Origin of the sequence: uncultured Pseudoflavonifractor sp. (assembly GCA_904419835.1) — a bacterium.
GTDB lineage: Bacteria > Bacillota > Clostridia > Oscillospirales > Oscillospiraceae > Pseudoflavonifractor.
On sequence record CAJFTA010000027.1, the window covers coordinates 1 to 15,770 of the forward strand.

General features: G+C 64.4%; 15 protein-coding genes and 1 riboswitch. Of the genes, 14 read left to right on the plus strand and 1 reads right to left on the minus strand.

Features of this window, described 5'->3' with window-relative positions:
- Positions 1–1,787, minus strand: a 1,787-nt coding sequence (locus QZY67_RS06490) for an InlB B-repeat-containing protein (protein WP_295369210.1), incomplete at its 3' end; no start/stop codon positions are given.
- A 42-nt stretch (positions 1,788–1,829) separates the two neighbouring features.
- Positions 1,830–1,921, minus strand: a riboswitch (cyclic di-GMP riboswitch).
- A gap of 303 nt (positions 1,922–2,224) precedes the next feature.
- On the opposite strand from QZY67_RS06490, the gene QZY67_RS06495 reads away from it, so the two are divergent.
- The 14 genes from QZY67_RS06495 to QZY67_RS06560 all read left to right on the plus strand — a co-directional run bounded on the left by QZY67_RS06495 (position 2,225) and on the right by QZY67_RS06560 (position 15,703).
- A complete protein-coding gene (locus tag QZY67_RS06495) occupies positions 2,225–3,424 on the plus strand; it encodes a BTAD domain-containing putative transcriptional regulator (RefSeq protein WP_295369212.1) in 1,200 nt (399 codons plus the stop codon).
- 50 nt (positions 3,425–3,474) lie between these two features.
- Positions 3,475–4,236, plus strand: a complete 762-nt coding sequence (locus QZY67_RS06500; RefSeq protein WP_294531794.1) for a sortase — start codon at positions 3,475–3,477, stop codon at positions 4,234–4,236.
- Positions 4,233–5,153, plus strand: coding sequence for a transglutaminase-like domain-containing protein (locus QZY67_RS06505; protein ID WP_295369215.1), 921 nt, complete (start codon positions 4,233–4,235; stop codon positions 5,151–5,153). The genes QZY67_RS06500 and QZY67_RS06505 overlap by 4 nt, the downstream gene beginning before the upstream one ends.
- A 110-nt stretch (positions 5,154–5,263) precedes the next feature.
- On the plus strand, positions 5,264–6,313 hold the full coding sequence (locus QZY67_RS06510) for a type II secretion system F family protein (protein WP_295369217.1): 1,050 nt from the start codon (positions 5,264–5,266) through the stop codon (positions 6,311–6,313).
- 29 nt (positions 6,314–6,342) lie between these two features.
- Complete coding sequence (locus tag QZY67_RS06515; protein WP_294531799.1) at positions 6,343–6,660, plus strand: hypothetical protein; 318 nt, start codon at positions 6,343–6,345, stop codon at positions 6,658–6,660.
- Between the two features lie 42 nt (positions 6,661–6,702).
- Entirely contained in the window at positions 6,703–7,200 is a 498-nt protein-coding gene (locus QZY67_RS06520; protein ID WP_295369220.1) for a DUF4860 domain-containing protein, read from the plus strand.
- Positions 7,197–7,562, plus strand: coding sequence for a hypothetical protein (locus tag QZY67_RS06525; RefSeq protein ID WP_295369222.1), 366 nt, complete (start codon positions 7,197–7,199; stop codon positions 7,560–7,562). The genes QZY67_RS06520 and QZY67_RS06525 overlap by 4 nt, the downstream gene beginning before the upstream one ends.
- Positions 7,559–7,939, plus strand: coding sequence for a hypothetical protein (locus QZY67_RS06530; protein WP_295369223.1), 381 nt, complete (start codon positions 7,559–7,561; stop codon positions 7,937–7,939). Before QZY67_RS06525 ends, QZY67_RS06530 begins: the two co-directional genes overlap by 4 nt.
- 12 nt (positions 7,940–7,951) lie before the next feature.
- Complete coding sequence (locus QZY67_RS06535; RefSeq protein ID WP_294531807.1) at positions 7,952–9,016, plus strand: PilT/PilU family type 4a pilus ATPase; 1,065 nt, start codon at positions 7,952–7,954, stop codon at positions 9,014–9,016.
- A gap of 17 nt (positions 9,017–9,033) precedes the next feature.
- Positions 9,034–9,465 (plus strand): hypothetical protein, encoded by a 432-nt coding sequence (locus tag QZY67_RS06540; RefSeq protein ID WP_295369224.1) that lies wholly within the window; start codon positions 9,034–9,036, stop codon positions 9,463–9,465.
- Between the two features lie 184 nt (positions 9,466–9,649).
- Positions 9,650–11,719, plus strand: a complete 2,070-nt coding sequence (gene recJ, locus QZY67_RS06545; protein ID WP_295369226.1) for a single-stranded-DNA-specific exonuclease RecJ — start codon at positions 9,650–9,652, stop codon at positions 11,717–11,719.
- A 275-nt stretch (positions 11,720–11,994) separates the two neighbouring features.
- Positions 11,995–14,214 carry a bifunctional (p)ppGpp synthetase/guanosine-3',5'-bis(diphosphate) 3'-pyrophosphohydrolase gene (locus QZY67_RS06550; protein WP_295369228.1) on the plus strand — a complete coding sequence of 740 codons (2,220 nt, stop codon included), beginning with the start codon at positions 11,995–11,997 and terminating at the stop codon, positions 14,212–14,214.
- 28 nt (positions 14,215–14,242) lie between these two features.
- Positions 14,243–14,446, plus strand: coding sequence for a hypothetical protein (locus QZY67_RS06555; RefSeq protein ID WP_295369230.1), 204 nt, complete (start codon positions 14,243–14,245; stop codon positions 14,444–14,446).
- Positions 14,447–14,491: 45 nt separating this feature from the next.
- Complete coding sequence (locus QZY67_RS06560) at positions 14,492–15,703, plus strand: ATP-grasp domain-containing protein (RefSeq protein WP_295369231.1); 1,212 nt, start codon at positions 14,492–14,494, stop codon at positions 15,701–15,703.
- Positions 15,704–15,770: the final 67 nt, after the last annotated feature.

The following is a 15,770-nucleotide window of genomic DNA, read 5'->3' on the forward strand; positions in this document are numbered from 1 at the left end:
GTATAGGTGTCGGGCTCAGGCTCCGTGCCGCCGTCCTCGGTCCACCTGGCGGTATAGGTTGCGCTGGCGGTGACAGTCGCGGGCCACTCGGTCACCTTGCTGCCGCTCTCGTCGTACCAGCCGTCAAAGACATACCCGCTGTCGGCCGCGGTGACAGGGCGCTCGGGGAAGGCCGCGCCCTCGGCGTAGGTGCCGGTCACGTCAGCGGTGCCGCCGTTGATGGTGCCGCCCGCCTCGGTCTTGAAGGTAATCGTATAGGTGTCGGGCTCAGGCTCCGTGCCGCCGTCCTTGGTCCAGACGCCCAGCAGGTACACATCCTGGGGCGGCATAATGAACTTGCCGTCGCGAATGGTTACCAGATCACAGCTCCAGCCGGTGAAGGTGTAACCCTCCACCTGGGCGGGCGCAGGGGCCACGGTCACCTCGGTGTCCGCAGCGTAGGACGCGCTGGCGGGCAGGGTGACGCCAGCGGGGATGTCGCCCACCCACACATAGGTGACGGTGTATGTATCAGGCTCGGGCTCCGTGCCGTTCCAGGTCCACTGGGCGTACAGGGACACATTGTCCGTCATGACGATCTCGTCGCCCGCCTTGTAGGCGGTGCCGGCGCCATAGAGGTCGGTGTTCCAGCCGGTGAAGGTGTAGCCGGGCAGGGTGGGCTCCCGGTCGATGATGACGGCGGTCTGGCCTTCCTCATAGGACTGGGAGTCAAAACTCACCAGGGTGTTGTTGTCCTTGTAGTAATACTGCAGGATGTAGTTCTTTACCGCGGGCTCGTCCGCCTTCCACACGGCGTAGAGGGTCACGTCGCCGCCCTCGGCGGGGATGGCAAACGAGCTGTCCGCCTCGGAGGCGTTCTTGTCGGTGGACCAGCCCACGAACGTATAGCCCTCCCGCGTCAGGCTGTCGCCGCTCTTGGGCGTAAAGCTCTGGCCGGCCATGTAGCCGTTCTCGTCGGTCACCGTGCCGGTGCCGCCGTTGGCGTCATAGGTTACATAGTAGAGCTGCACCTCGTCCAGGATCTTGCCGTCCAGGTGCCAGACATACCTGCCGCTGTCCACATAGTTGTCGGCGCCGTCGGCCACCAGGAGCTTATACCACTCCACGCCGGCCAGATCCAGCCAGCTGTTGGCCTCAAAGCGCTCAATGTTCTCCAGGGAAATGCTGGAGCCATACTGGGCGTAGTAGTTCTCACCGGCCACCACTTCGGAGGCCTTGGGCAGCTCCATCTGGATCTTGCCCACGGTGAAGTAGCCGTGGTCATTGGGGGTACCCTGGCCGTCCTTGGCCTCCACGTACACATAGACGTTCTGGAGAACCAGCTCGGGCTCGGTGGAGCCGGAGTCTTTCAGCTGGATCTCATAGAAGCCGCTTGCAGCCTTCTCATAGAACAGGGCCTGAAGCTCTTCGTCGCTGAAGTGCAGGGTCTTCTGGGTGCAGCCGTTGTCCAGATACAGCTCCAGAGCGGTCATATCCTGGGGGTGCTTCTCTTCCAGAGCGCTTACAGTGGTCCAGTAGACGTCAGGCGCCCAGTTCCAGACCAGGTCACGGGAGCAGTCCTCAAAGAACAAGGTAGCACCGTGAATGTCGTCATAGGTGTACTCGGTCTCGTTCTTGACCATATCCTTCAGCGCACTGTCTGTAATATGGTACTCAAACGTCAAAACTCCATCGTAGGTTCCGTTAGGGGTGTCCACCGCAGCCAGGGCTCCGACGGACAGGGCGCTCACCACCATACAGAACACCATGAGAAGGGCCAGCGCCTTTTTGCTCATTCTTGCCAACATGCTCATTCTCCTTCCTCGCATTGCGCAGGCAGTTTTTAAGTATGCGGCAGCCGGACGGGCATGGCGGCGTTTCCCTCCGCTTTAGCCTCCTGGCTTTGCGTCCCGGCCTTTCAGCCGGTTTGCCTTTTTCCCGCCGGGCGGCCCGGCGGATTTTCCTCCGCTCTCTGCCGGAAAAGGCCGTCCCGCCCAGCGCTGTACCCACTCTACCACGGCACGGTTACATTTTAGGTTATATTTTGAAAAAGTATATTTTTTTCATTTCCCTTTTTTCGCCCGGCTCCTTTTGTGCAGGAGGCTGCTTTTTTAAGAAAAAATTCCTGATAAAATGGAAAAAAGACTCTTCCAGCCTTTTCAATCCTGTGCTATAATAGGAATAGCCTTGATTCTGTCCATCCCTTTTTTGCCCGAAATAATATGGATGAAAGCAGGTGCCTGTCATGAGCGATTCCGCTTGTATAAAAAACGTAAAAGTCACCATGTTGGGCGGTTTTTCCATCGCTGTGAACGGTCATGTGCTGACAGACGAGGCAAATCGTTCCCAAAAGCTGTGGAACGTCCTCTCCTATCTGCTGGTCCACCGGGACCGGAATGTGCCCCAGAGCGAGTTCATCGAGCAGTTCTGGCCGGGTGAGAACAGCGCCAACCCGGTCAACGCCCTCAAGACCCTGCTCTACCGGGTGCGGGCCATGCTGGAGCCCCTGTTCGGCTCGGATGTGGAGCCCATCCTCTCCCGCAGGGGGTCCTACTCCTGGAATCCGGATATTGTCTGCACGCTGGACATCGACGAGTTTGAGGCCCTGTGCCACAGGGCCAACGACGGCCGCCTGTCCGACGAGAGCCGCCTGACCCTCTACCGCCAGGCCGATCAGCTCTACCGGGGCGACTTCCTGCCCAAGCTGGAGGGCTCCCTGTGGATCATCCCCTACTCGGTGGAGTACCACAACCTCTACCTCCAGATGATCAAGGATTACGCCGCTCTTCTGGAGAAAAAGGAACGCTTTGAGGAGATGACCACGGTCTGTACCCGGGCCAGCCAGCTGGACTCCCTGGACGAGACCCTGCACATCCTCATTGTCCGCTCCCTGCTGCGCCAGGGCAACGACACCGCCGCCCTGGCCCACTATGAGTCGGCCACCGATCTGCTCTACCGCAACCTGGGCGTGCGCCCCTCCCGGGAGCTGCGGGAGCTGTACAGCGAGATTATGAGCGTGGAGAAGTCTCTGGAGACCGATTTGGAGGCCATCCAGGACGACCTGCGGGAGACTGCCGCCCGCCCGGGCGCCTTTGTCTGCGAGTACGGCTTTTTCCGCGAGGCCTACCGGCTGGAGGCCCGCCGGGCCGTCCGGAGCGGCACCTCGGTCCATATCGCCCTCATCACCGTCTCCCTGCCGGACGGAGGCGTGCCCCCCCTGACCGTGCTGGCCTCCACCATGGACCAGCTTCAGGAGGTGCTCACCGGCAGCCTCCGCCGGGGCGACGTGGTGTCCAAATACTCGGGCGCCCAGTTTGTGGTGATGCTGCCCGCCGCCAATTTTGAGAACAGCACCATGGTCATGGAGCGGGTTGTCTCCGCCTTCTACCGCCAGCACCGGCGGAACTTTCTCAGGCTCTCCTATAAAATCCGGGCGCTGGACTGAGCCCGCCCACATATTTAATCTGCTAATCAACGTTTTCAGGTACATCTGCTATGAAAAGACATTCCAAAGGCGCCGCCATTGCGGCTGCCGCGGCCGTTGTGCTGCTGATTGCGGCGGCGGTTTTGTTCCTCTGGGACCGGCCCCAGTATGAGATCGTGGTGCCCTCCACGGCGCCGGTGACCTCTCTCACGCCCACGCCGGAGCCCACCCCCACGGACTCCGAACCTCTGTCCCCTACGCCCACCCCCCTCACCTACAAAGAGGTGCTGGAGGAGCCGGAGGACGGCCTGCCCACCGACAAGGTCTTTGTCACCGATACCCGCAAAGGCTACCAGAGCGGCGACCTGCGGCTGATTATCCCCAAGCTGGAGGTGGATGAGCTCATTCTGGACGGCGTGGATGAGCAGACGCTCCTCCAGGGCGAGGGCCTGTACGACTATGCCCAGCTCCCCGGCGAGGGCCGGTCCAACACCTCCATCGCCGGACACCGCAACTGGATCCGGGGCGGTAAAATCACCCTGGACCAGCCCTTTTCCTTCCTGGACACCCTGACGGAGGGGGACTACCTCTATCTGGTGTACGGGGAGAACATCTACCAATACCTCTTTGAGTACCAGGAGGTGGTGGAGCCCGACGACTGGGGCCCCATCTACAAGACGGACCACTCCTGCGTCACCCTGACCACCTGCACGCCCGTGGGCGTCTCCGACCACCGTCTCATTGTCCGGGGCGCCCTGGTAGACATCATTCCTTTCACTGACGACTATGCTTATCCCGCCAACGCGGAAGAGGAGGCTCTGCAGAATCCATGAAATTGTTCAAATCCATCAACAAAAAGGGCGCCCGGATTGCCTGCGCCGTGCTGGCCATTGTGGTGGCGGTCGGGGTAGCCATCCCGCTGCTGGCCCAGGCCGGCGTGATTCCCCAGAAGGAGGCCGTCCAGAGCGGCGTCACCGTGTATAAGAACAGCAAGGCCGCTGTGGACGCGTCCAACCTGCCCCTGGGGTTTGTGTCGGTGTCCTACACCGGCGGCAAGGACGTGCGCATCAAGGTGCAGATCACCAAGACCGGCGGCACCACCTACACCTACAACCTGAACAACAAGGGCACCGCCGAGACCTTCCCCCTCACCGAGGGCGACGGCAAGTACACCGTGAAGGTGTTTGAGAACACCCGCGGCACCAAGTACGCCCAGGCCTACTCCTGCTCCCTGGACCTGAAGCTGACCAGCGAGTTCTCCCCCTTCCTCTATTCCAACCAGTACGTCAACTTCAGCGACGACTCCAAGGTGGTGGCCAAGGCCGCCGAGCTGACCAAGGGTCTCACCACCGACCTGGACAAGGTGACGGAGATCTACCACTACGTTATCAACAACATTACCTACGACTACCAGCTGGCCGCCACCGTGGCCTCCGGCTATCTGCCCGATGTGGACGCGGTCCTGGAGAGCGGCAAGGGCATCTGCTTTGACTACGCCGCCGTCATGTCCTCCATGCTCCGCAGCCAGAACATCCCCTGCAAGCTGATTGTGGGCTACGCGGGCACGGTATACCACGCCTGGATCAACGTCTACATCGAGGGCGTGGGCTGGGTGGACCACCTGATCTACTTCAACGGCGAGGACTGGTCCATGATGGACCCCACCTTTGTCTCCAACGGCAAGAACAACCCCGCCGTCCTCAAGTACGTGGGCGACGGCACCAATTACACCGAGAAATACGCCTATTAACCGCTCTGCCCTGAGCCAGCGCTTTCGCGCTGGCTCAGGGCATGTGCGCCATTCTGCCCGTCTCAGGCGGCGTGGCCGCCTGCTCCATGATGATCCGGAGGTGTTGTCCTATGGCAAAGCAACCGCGTACCGCTTCTCTCAGCGCCGACGCGCTGTCTGTGTTCTGCTATCAGCTCTCCCTGATGATGCACGCCGGTATCGGCTCCGAGGAGGGCGTGGAGGTGCTGGCCGAGGACGCGGCCGCCCCCGGGAGCAAGGCTCTGCTGGGGTCTCTCCACGCCGCCCTGCTGGACGGCGCCCCGCTGTCCGACGCCCTCAGCGCCAGCGGCGCCTTCCCGGGGTATATGGTGCGCATGGTGGAGATCGGCCAGGCCGCCGGCCGGCTGGACCAGGTTCTCTCCGCCCTGGCCGCCTACTACCGGCGGGAATCCGAGACCGCGTCGGCCATCCGCCGGGCCGTCCTCTACCCCGCCGTCATGGCGGTGCTGGTGGCGGCGGTGTTCCTGGTGCTCATGACCCGGGTGCTCCCCGTGTTCCAGCAGGTGTTTGAGCAGTTGGGACTGACGCTCTCCCCCGCCGCACAGGCCCTGATGGCCGCCGGCACGGCGGGGCAGTATGTGGGCGGCGCGCTGGTGGTGCTTCTGGCCGTGGGCGCCGTTATCCTGCTGGTGCTCTCCCGGCGGCAGGGCGCCGGGGCCCGTCCCATGGAGGCCCGCCTGCTGGGCAGGGGCAGGGCCGCCCAGGCGGTGGACCGCAGCCGCTTCTCCTCCGCCATGGCCCTGATGCTCTCCAGCGGCCTGCCCCTGGATGAGGCCATGGAGCGCACGGTCCGCCTGCTGGAGGGCTCCGCCCTCTCCCCCGCCCTGGCCGACTGCCAGGCCCGCATGGAGCAGGGGGAGGACTTTCATCGGGCTGTGACCAGCTGCGGCCTGCTGGATGGTCTCCAGGCCGGCCTGCTGGGGGCCGGATTCCGCTCCGGCGTGCCGGAGCAGGCCATGGAGGAGCTGGCCTCCCGCTGCCAGGAAGAGGCGGACGAGCGGCTCTCCGCCCTGCTGTCCCGGCTGGAGTTCGCCCTGGTGCTGCTGCTGTGCGTGGCTGTGGGGCTGGTGCTCCTGTCGGTCATGCTGCCTCTGCTGGGCGTGCTGACCGCCATCGGCTGACTGAATTTCTGTGAAAGGGGGTCTCCGCCATGGGCGGCAGACGCGCCTCATTTGTGCGGCGGATCCTGCCCGCCGCCGTGTTCCTCATCGCTCTGGCGGCGGCCGCGCTGCTGTTTACCAGGGTCATCAGCGCCCGCACCGACGCGGAGGTCCTCTCCCTTGCGGAGGAGGGCGTCCGCCGGGCGGCTGTGGAGTGCTACGCCCTGGAGGGCTTTTATCCCAGGACGCTGGACTATCTTGTGGAGAACTACGGCGTCACCGCTGACGACAGCCGGTACGTCATCTCTTATCAGTATGTGGCCTCCAACCTGATGCCCGACATCACGGTGCTGGCCCTGGGGGAATAACGGCTCCCCCGCGAAAAACGCTTTTTGTAAGGGGGTGTCCCCATGAAAATCCATTCCGGCGGAAACGGCCTGCGGCGGGTGGTGGTGGTGTGTCTGGCGGGGCTGTTCGCCCTGCTGGCCATGGGCGTGACCCTGTTGGGCACCGGCGTGTACCGCGCCGTGGCCGGCGATGCGGACGCCAACTCCACCCAGCGCACCGCCCTGTCCTATGTGGTCAACCAGATCCGCCGGGCGGATGCCGGCGGCGTGGCTGTGGGCACCTTCGGCGGCGCGGACGCCCTGCGCCTCACCGAGACCGGTGAGGACGGCAGCGTGTATGTCACCCTGATCTACTGCTGGGAGGGTTCCCTGCGGGAGCTGTACATGGAGGAGGACACCGGCCTGGCGCCGGAGGACGGCATGGCGGTGCTGCCCCTGTCCTCTCTGTCCCTGTCCGTCTCGGAGGCAGGGAATCTGGACATCTCCGCCGGTTCCGGGGCGGACCGGTGGTCCGTGACGCTGCACCCCCGCACCGGCTTGGAGGAGGTGGGTGAGCTGTGAAGGAATCAGGCAGCCGCTTTTCCCTCTTTCTGATGGAGCTGATCATTGATTTATTCCTTTTTGTGCTGTGCGCGGCGGTGTGCGTGGGCCTGCTGCTCCACGCCCGGAGCATGAGCCTGGAGAGTACCCGGCTCACCCAGGCGGTGTACCTGGCCCAGAGCACGGCGGAGGCCCTCCGGGCCGGCTCGGCCCTGCCGGAGGCGCCGGAGGGGTACCGGTGCGAGGTCAGCCGGACGGAGGACAGCGGCCTTACCTCCGCTTCCATTGAGGTCTTCTGGGGCGATACCGCGCTTTATACCCTGGAGACCAGCTGGATCCCCGCCCTGAGCGGGGACAGCGGTGAGGAGGTGGCGCTGCCGTGAAAAAATCTCCGCCCCCCATCGGCATCGGCGTGGTGTCCATTATGACAGTGCTGCTGGTACTCACCCTTTCTGTGTTCTCCGCCCTCACCCTCACCTCGGCCCGGGCGGACCTGTCCCTCTCCCGGACCAACGCCGAGACGGTATCCGCCTACTACGCCGCCGACGCCCAGGCCGCAGCGCTGTACGCCCAGTTTGCCGCCGGCACGGACGCCGAGCTGGAGACCGATATCCCCATGACCGACACCCAGTCCCTCCACCTCCACCTGGTGCGGGGGGAGGACGGGGTTGAAATTCTCGCCTGGCAGACCGTCCCGGTGGAGGACGGCGGCGGAGACGGGGACCATTTACCCGTCTTTGACGGCACACTGCCGGAATAGGAAGGGATTTTTATGACTCTGGTTGAAATTCTCACCCGCGCGGTGGAGCGTGAGGCCTCCGATATTCTTCTCATCCCCGGCCTGCCCGCGGCCTATAAGATCAGCGGCGTCATCACCCGGGAGGGGGATCGGCTCCTCCCCGACGCCCTGGAAAACCTGGTGCGGGAGGCCTACGCCCTGGCCGGGAACCGCTCCATGGACCGGCTGGAGCGCACCGGAGACGACGACTTCTCCTTCGCCGTGCCCCGCCTCTCCCGCTTCCGGGTCAACGCCCTGCGCCAGAGGGGCTCGCTGGGGCTGGTCATCCGGGTGGTGTCCTTCACCCTCCCCGACCGGACCGCCCTGGGCATTCCCGACAGCGTGATGCGCTTTTCCTCCTGCTCCCGGGGCCTGGTGCTCTTCACCGGCCCGGCGGGCAGCGGAAAGACCACCACCCTGGCCTGCATTGTGGACGCCATCAACGCCGCCCGCAACCTCCACGTCATCACCATCGAGGACCCCATCGAGTACCTCCATCAGCACAAAATGAGCGTGGTCACCCAGCGGGAGCTGGCCACCGACACCACCAGCTACGACGCCGCTCTCCGGGCCGCCCTCCGTGAAGCGCCCGACGTGATTCTGGTGGGCGAGATGCGGGACGCGGAGACCATCCGGGCCGCCGTCACCGCCGCCGAGACCGGCCACCTGGTCATCTCCACCCTCCACACCCTGGGCGCGTCCAACACCATCGACCGGATTGTGGACTCCTTCCCCCCGGAGCAGCAGCAGCAGATCCGCACCCAGCTGGCCCTGGTCATTGAGGGCGTGGTGTCCCAGCAGCTGGTGCCCGCCCTGGACGGCTCTCTCATTCCCGCCTTTGAGGTGATGACCGTCACCCCCGCTGTGCGCAACATGATCCGGGAATCCAAGGCCCATCAGCTGGACAACGTCATCTCCTCCTCCGCCGCTGACGGCATGATCTCCATGGATCAGAGCCTGCTTCAGCTGGCGAGGGCGGGCCGCATCGGGCAGGACGCCGCCCTGGGCCACTGCATTAACAGCGAGTGGCTGCGCAAGCGCCTGGCACTGAATTCCTGAAACAGGAGGTTTGATACATGTCCTTTTCCAATCTGAACAGCCCCAGCGCGGCCCTGCGGGTATGTGTGGACCAGTCGGACAACGGCCGGATCTCCGGCATGGTGTACAGCCAGCGTCTCACCCGCCCCATGGCCTTCTCCGACATGGGCAGCCTGGTCCTCCGCCTGGACGAGGTGCTGGAGAAGCAGAACTTCCCCCAGGCCTTCCAGCATTCCCGCTCCTTCCGGGAGCACGAGAGCCGTGTCCCCGCCGCCGCCGACCCCAGCGAGGGCATCCCCCTGGAAGAGGTCGAGGGCGCCGCCGGCGCCCTGTCCACCTTTACCCTGTACGTCATCTCCCGGCGCAACGCCTCCTGGCAGGGCTGGGTGGACTGGATGGACGGCTCCCCCAGGCAGCAGTTTTCCAGCGCCCTGGAGCTCATCCGGCTGGCGGACGAGCGCTTCCTCTGAGCCCTTTCTCCCCCGCATCCCACGCCCTGCCGCGCTGTCCGGCAGGGCGTTTTTGCATCCGGCCGGTATATGCCCGGCTGGGAACCATTTCCCGCCGGCGGATATTTCCCGTTTCAACTTGTATCTTTCCGCTATCTTTGTTATAATGAAAAGTAATTTTCTATCCAATTTCGGGGGCACACCCATGAAGTACAGACAATGGAATTTGCGCGCGCCGTCTCCCGCGGCCCAGGCGGCCATGGAGGCGGACGGGGTTCCCCCGCTGGCGGCCGCGGTGCTCTGCGCCCGGGGCCTGGACACCGCGGAGAAGGCCAGAGCCTTCCTCCGCTCCGATGAGGACCTGCTGTGGGACCCCTTTCTCATGAAGGATATGGACCGGGCGGTGGGCCGCATCGCCGCCGCCCTGGACCAGGGTGAGCACATCGCTGTATACGGCGACTACGATGTGGACGGCATCACCTCCACCTGTCTGCTCACCGACTACCTGCGCAGCCGGGGCGCCCGGGTCACGCCCTACATCCCCGACCGGATGGAAGAGGGGTACGGCCTGAGCTGCTCCGCCGTCTCCGCCCTCCACAACAAGGGCGTGAGCCTGATTATCACCGTGGACTGCGGCATCACCGCCGTGGCAGAGGCGGAGTTCGCCGCCTCCCTGGGCATTGATGTGGTCATCACTGACCACCACGAGTGCAAGGACCGCATCCCCGCCGCCGCCGCGGTGGTGGACCCCCACCGGCGGGACTGCGGCTATCCCTTCAAGCACCTGGCGGGGGTGGGGGTGGCCCTCAAGCTGGTGCTGGCCCTGGGGGACAAGGCGGAAGAGCCCGTCCTGCTCCGCCGGTACGCCGATCTGGCCGCCGTGGGGACGGTGGCCGACGTGATGCAGGTGGTGGGGGAGAACCGGGCCATCATCCGCATGGGCCTTGCCGCCCTGAAGAACACGGCCCGGCCCGGCCTGCGGGCCCTGCTCCATGAGGCCGGCCTCAACGAGCGTCCTCTCAACTCCATGTCCATCGGATACACCCTGGCCCCCCGCATCAACGCCTCCGGGCGGATGGGCTGCGCCGGGCTGGCCGCCGAGCTGCTCCTTACCCCCGACCCGGCCCGGGGCGAGGATCTGGCCCGGGAGCTGTGCGCCCTCAACCGGGAGCGGCAGGCCGTGGAGCTGGAAATTTATGAGGAGTGCGTGGCCATGGCCGACGCCATGGCCCCTGAGGAGCGGCCCGCCCTGGTTCTGGCCCGGGAGGGCTGGCACCAGGGCGTGGTGGGCATCGTGGCCTCCCGCCTGAGCGAGAAGTACTCCTGCCCCACCTTTATGATCTGCCTTCAGGACGGCAGGGGCAAGGGCTCCTGCCGGTCCTTCGGGGGCTTCAACCTGTTCGCCGCCCTGGAGCAGTGCCGTGACCTGCTGGAGGGCTTCGGCGGCCACGAGCTGGCCGCCGGGTTCACCATCCTGGAAGTGAATATCCCCGCCTTCCGGGCGCGGATGCTGGAGCTGGTCCGCTCCTCCACCGGCGGCGCGGCCATGGAGGCCGCCCTGGAGGTGGACGCCGAGGCCGACCCGGCCCTGCTGACCCAGGAGGGCGTCCTCTCTCTGAACCTGCTGGAGCCTTACGGCGCCGGCAACCCCAAGCCCGTCTTCTCCCTGTCGGGCTGCACCGTCACTACTGCCGCCGAGGTGGGGGGCGGGCGTCACCTGAAGCTGAAGGTGACCAAGGGCGGCCGCAGCTTTGACGCCATCTTTTTTTCCGTCTCCCTGGCGGAGGCGGGCCTGGCCCCCGGCGACCGGGTGGACCTGGCCTTCTCCCCCCAGATCAATGAATTCCGGGGCTGGCGGTCGGTGCAGCTCCAGATCATCGACCTGCGCCCCGCCCTCACCCGGGCCCAGGCGGAGCGCGCGCTGTATGAGAAGCTGCGCTCCGGCGCGGCCCTCACCCCCCTGGAGGCCGCCGCCCTCACCCCCAGCCGGGCGGAGTTTGCGGCGGTGTGGCGGTACCTGAAAAACCGCAGCTCCGCGGGCCGGCTGGAGGAGACGGCGGGCCGGCTCTCCCGGAACATTGCCCGCTCCTTCGGCCTGCGGGAGACCTTTATGCGCACCATGGTGTGCCTGGAGGTGCTGGACGAGCGGGGGCTCATCCGGGTGGAACACTCCACCGACCACCTGTGCATTGACCTGAACCCCACAGCGGGCAAGGTCGACCTGGAGGAGTCATACATCATGCGCCGCCTGCGCAAACTGACCGAAGGGGCCTGACGTCCCCGCAGTCTGCCGAAAAAGTCAGGCACTTTTTGGACAGACTGCAAAAATGCCGTTACTTTCGCGCCCCGCAGCGGCGCAAAAGTCCTCGCTCCGCTCGCCGGAAGCCTGCGCAGCCAGGCTTCCGGGGCATTCGATTCCACGCGAGGCGGGCGGCTGCCCCCTCGCGCTCCCCCGCCTCAGTTCAGGCGACGCACATTTGATTGCGTTTTTTTGACACGCTGAGGGGCCTGACGTCCCCTTTCCCCCACGATACTTTCGGAGGTGATTTTATGGACCCCATCCTGGAGCGCTATCAGGCGCTGGAGGATAAGATCAAAGCCTATAACCCGTCTCTTGATACCAAGCGGCTCTTCGATGCGTTCACCTATGCGGACAACGCCCACTCCAGCCAGCTGCGCAAGGACGGCTCCCCCTACATCACCCACCCCCTGGCGGTGGCGGAGATTGTGGCCGACCTGGAGCTGGACACCGACTCCATCATCGCCGCCATGCTCCACGACACCATTGAGGACACCGGCGCCACCCACGAGGACATTGCCAAGCGGTTCGGCCCCACGGTGGCCGACCTGGTGGAGGGCGTCACCAAGCTGACCCGGGTGCAGTACACCTCAAAAGAAGAGGAGCAGATGGAGAACCTGCGGAAGATGCTCATGGCCATGGCCAAGGACATCCGGGTTATCCTCATCAAAATCTGCGACCGGCTCCACAACATGCGCACCATGGAGTACCAGTCCCCCAGAAAGCAGAAGGAAAAGGCCCTGGAGACCATGGAGATCTACGCCCCCATCGCCCACCGGCTGGGCATGCAGCGCATCAAGTGGGAGCTGGAGGACACCTCCCTCAAGTACCTGGACCCCATTGGCTACCAGGAGATCGCCGACGAGCTCTCCGCCCGTTCCTCCGCCCACGAGGAGTTTATGGCCTCCATCCAGAAGAAGATTCAGGACCGGCTGGCCGAGGAGGGCATCAAGTGCACGGTCTACGGCCGGGTAAAGCACATCTACTCCATCTACCGGAAGATGTACGCCCAGAACAAGACCCTGGACGAAATTTTTGACCTCTACGCCTTCCGGGTGATTGTGGACGACATCCCGGAGTGCTACAATGTGCTGGGCTGCATCCACGACCTGTTCCGCCCGGTGCTGGGCCGGTTCAAGGACTATATCGGCACCCCCAAGCCCAACGGCTACCAGTCCCTCCACACCACCGTCATCGGCCGGGAGGGCATCCCCTTTGAGGTACAGATCCGCACCCAGGAGATGCACAACACCGCCGAGTACGGCATCGCCGCCCACTGGAAGTACAAACAGGGCATGGCCAACGAGAAGCTGGGCACCGAGGAGGCCTTCGAGTGGGTGCGCAAGCTGCTGGAAAACCAGCAGGACACCGACGCCGAGGAGTTTGTCCGCACCCTGAAGGTGGATATGTTCGCCGACGAGGTGTTCGTGTTCACCCCCCGGGGCGACGTGATCAACCTGCCCGCCGGCGCCACCCCCATCGACTTCGCCTACTCCATTCACTCCGCCGTTGGCAACAAGATGACCGGCGCCAAGGTCAACGGCCGCATGGTCCCCTTTGACACCCCCCTGAAAAACGGCGACATTGTGGAGGTTATCACCTCCAAGTCGGCCCACGGCCCCAGCCGGGACTGGATGAACATCTGCAAGTCCAACGAGGCCCGCAACAAGATCCGCCAGTGGTTCAAGAAGGAGAAGCGGGAGGAGAATATCGCCACCGGCCGGGCCTCCTTTGAGGCCGAGCTGAAGCGCTCGGGCATCACCCTGGCCCAGATCACCGCCGAGGACGCCCTCCCCTTCATTCTGCGGAAGGTGCGCTTCAACTCCCTGGATGAGCTGTACGCCGCCATCGGCTACGGCGGCATGACCGCCGCCAAATCGGTGGTGCGCATCAAGGACGAGCTGACCCGCCTGGGCCGGGTGAAGGAGGAGAAGGCGGCCGCCGAGCGGGCCGCCAGCGAGGTGGTCTACCCCGCCGCCCCCGCGGCCGGACAGGTCAAGGCTCCCCGCAAGTCGGAGTCCGGCATTGTGGTGGAGGGACTGGACAACTGCCTGGTCAAGTTCGCCAAGTGCTGCACGCCTGTGCCCGGCGACCCGGTCATCGGCTTTATCACCCGGGGCTTCGGCGTGTCGGTCCACCGGGCCGACTGCCCCAACGCCGCCCCCGAGAAGCGCCGCCCCGAGGAGGCGGGCCGCTGGGTCAATGTGGCCTGGGTGGGCGGCGAACAGGCCGCCTATCCCACCTCCCTTGAAATTTCCGCCAAGGACCGGGACTGCCTGGCCATGGACGTGACCATGGCCCTGTCCGCCGCCAAGGTAAAGGTGGACTCCTTCTCCGCCCGGGCCATGCCCGACGGATATGCCTCCGTGTCCATCGTCCTGGAGGTCAAGGACCGGGACGAGCTCAACAACGTCATCAACAAGCTGGGGCAGATCTCCGGCGTGTACCAGGTCAAGCGGGTGTCCGGCTGACCCCGCTCCCGTCTCAGGAGGCTGGAATATGACTACAATAGAGATTGCCGCCCTGGAGGCGGCCCTGTCCTCCGCTTTTCAGGGCGGAGAGCTGCGCCGGCGGGAGCTGCGCCTCACCGCCGAGGAGGCGGAATACATGGCTCTGCGCTGGGAGGGGGTCCGCCTCACCCCTCTCTCCCCCTCAGGGGACAAGATGTGGTACCTTGTGGAGCTGAATGTCCTGCCCGCCTGACCGCCGCCCCTCCGATCCATTTTTGTTAAAAGGAAGTAATTTGACATGAGTCAACAGCCCTTTGTCCCCCTGCTGCTGGGGGCTGACATCAACGTGTACAGCATGGCCCGGGCCTTTCACGAGGCCTACGGCGTCAAGACCATCGCCTACGGCATGTACCCCTCCGGCCCCTGCTATGGCAGCAGTATCATCGACTACCGGGTGCGCCAGCACAACGACGAGCCGGAGGTGGTGCTGAAGAACGTCACCGAGGTGGCCCGTGAGTTCCCCGATAAAAAGGTCATCGTGCTGGGCTGCGGCGACAACTACCTGACCTCCATCGCCGTCAACCTGCCCAGGTTCCCCGAAAATGTGGTGGCGCCCTACATCGACCTGGCCCTGATGGAGAGGCTCATCCACAAGGAGCGGTTCTACCAGCTCTGCGATCAGTACGGCATCGACCACCCCGCCACCTACGTCTACCACAAGGGGGAGGGCCATGACTTCCAGCTGCCCTTCTCCGGCCCCTATGTGGTCAAGCCCGCCGAGAGCGCCACCTACTGGGACCATCCCTTTGACACCCAGAAGAAGGCCTATGTGCTCCAGACCCGGGAAGAGGTGGATCAGGTCATTGACGACATCTACAACCACGGCTATGAGGACTCCCTCATCATCCAGGACTTTATCCCCGGGGACGACTCCTTCATGCGGGTGGTCACCAACTACTCCGGCGAGGACGGCAGGGTGCAGCTCATGTGCGTGGGCCACGTGCTGCTGGAGGAGCACACCCGCCACGGCATCGGCAACCACGCCGTCATCATCACCGAGGAGGCCCCCGAGCTGTGCGAAAAGCTGCGCTCCTTCCTGGAGGACATCAAATTCACCGGCTTCTCCAACTTTGACGTGAAGTTTGACCAGCGGGACGGCAGGTTCAAGGTCTTTGAGATCAACTGCCGCCAGGGCCGCAGCAACTACTATGTCACCGGCGCGGGGTACAACCTGGCCAAATACCTGGTGGAGGACCGGATCTTCCACCGCCCCGCCCCCCTGACCGTCACCAAAAACCGCCACCTGTGGCGGGTCATCCCGGCCAAAGTGGCCTATGACTATATCCCCGGCAGGTACCACCAGGAGATGAAGTCCCTCACCGCCGCCGGCGCCTGGGTCAACCCCCTCTTCTACAAGGCGGACCGGAACCTGATCCACAAGCTGCGCATCATCAAGGACCAGTGGCGGTACAAGGAGCGGTACGCCAGCTCCATGGAGAAGGCCAACTGAGAGGATTTACCATATGAACGAAGCAAAACTCGGCATCCTTGGCGGCATGGGGCCCCCCACCCGGCTC

Bases quoted from the DNA above. Each gene is read 5' to 3' on its own strand.
- recJ (WP_295369226.1), top strand. From the start codon at position 9,650: ATGAAGTACAGACAATGGAATTTGCGCGCGCCGTCTCCCGCGGCCCAG.
- QZY67_RS06535 (WP_294531807.1), top strand. From the start codon at position 7,952: ATGACTCTGGTTGAAATTCTCACCCGCGCGGTGGAGCGTGAGGCCTCC.
- QZY67_RS06540 (WP_295369224.1), top strand. From the start codon at position 9,034: ATGTCCTTTTCCAATCTGAACAGCCCCAGCGCGGCCCTGCGGGTATGT.
- QZY67_RS06555 (WP_295369230.1), top strand. From the start codon at position 14,243: ATGACTACAATAGAGATTGCCGCCCTGGAGGCGGCCCTGTCCTCCGCT.
- QZY67_RS06560 (WP_295369231.1), top strand. From the start codon at position 14,492: ATGAGTCAACAGCCCTTTGTCCCCCTGCTGCTGGGGGCTGACATCAAC.
- QZY67_RS06520 (WP_295369220.1), top strand. From the start codon at position 6,703: ATGAAAATCCATTCCGGCGGAAACGGCCTGCGGCGGGTGGTGGTGGTG.
- QZY67_RS06500 (WP_294531794.1), top strand. From the start codon at position 3,475: ATGAAAAGACATTCCAAAGGCGCCGCCATTGCGGCTGCCGCGGCCGTT.
- QZY67_RS06510 (WP_295369217.1), top strand. From the start codon at position 5,264: ATGGCAAAGCAACCGCGTACCGCTTCTCTCAGCGCCGACGCGCTGTCT.
- QZY67_RS06550 (WP_295369228.1), top strand. From the start codon at position 11,995: ATGGACCCCATCCTGGAGCGCTATCAGGCGCTGGAGGATAAGATCAAA.
- QZY67_RS06495 (WP_295369212.1), top strand. From the start codon at position 2,225: ATGAGCGATTCCGCTTGTATAAAAAACGTAAAAGTCACCATGTTGGGC.
- QZY67_RS06515 (WP_294531799.1), top strand. From the start codon at position 6,343: ATGGGCGGCAGACGCGCCTCATTTGTGCGGCGGATCCTGCCCGCCGCC.
- QZY67_RS06505 (WP_295369215.1), top strand. From the start codon at position 4,233: ATGAAATTGTTCAAATCCATCAACAAAAAGGGCGCCCGGATTGCCTGC.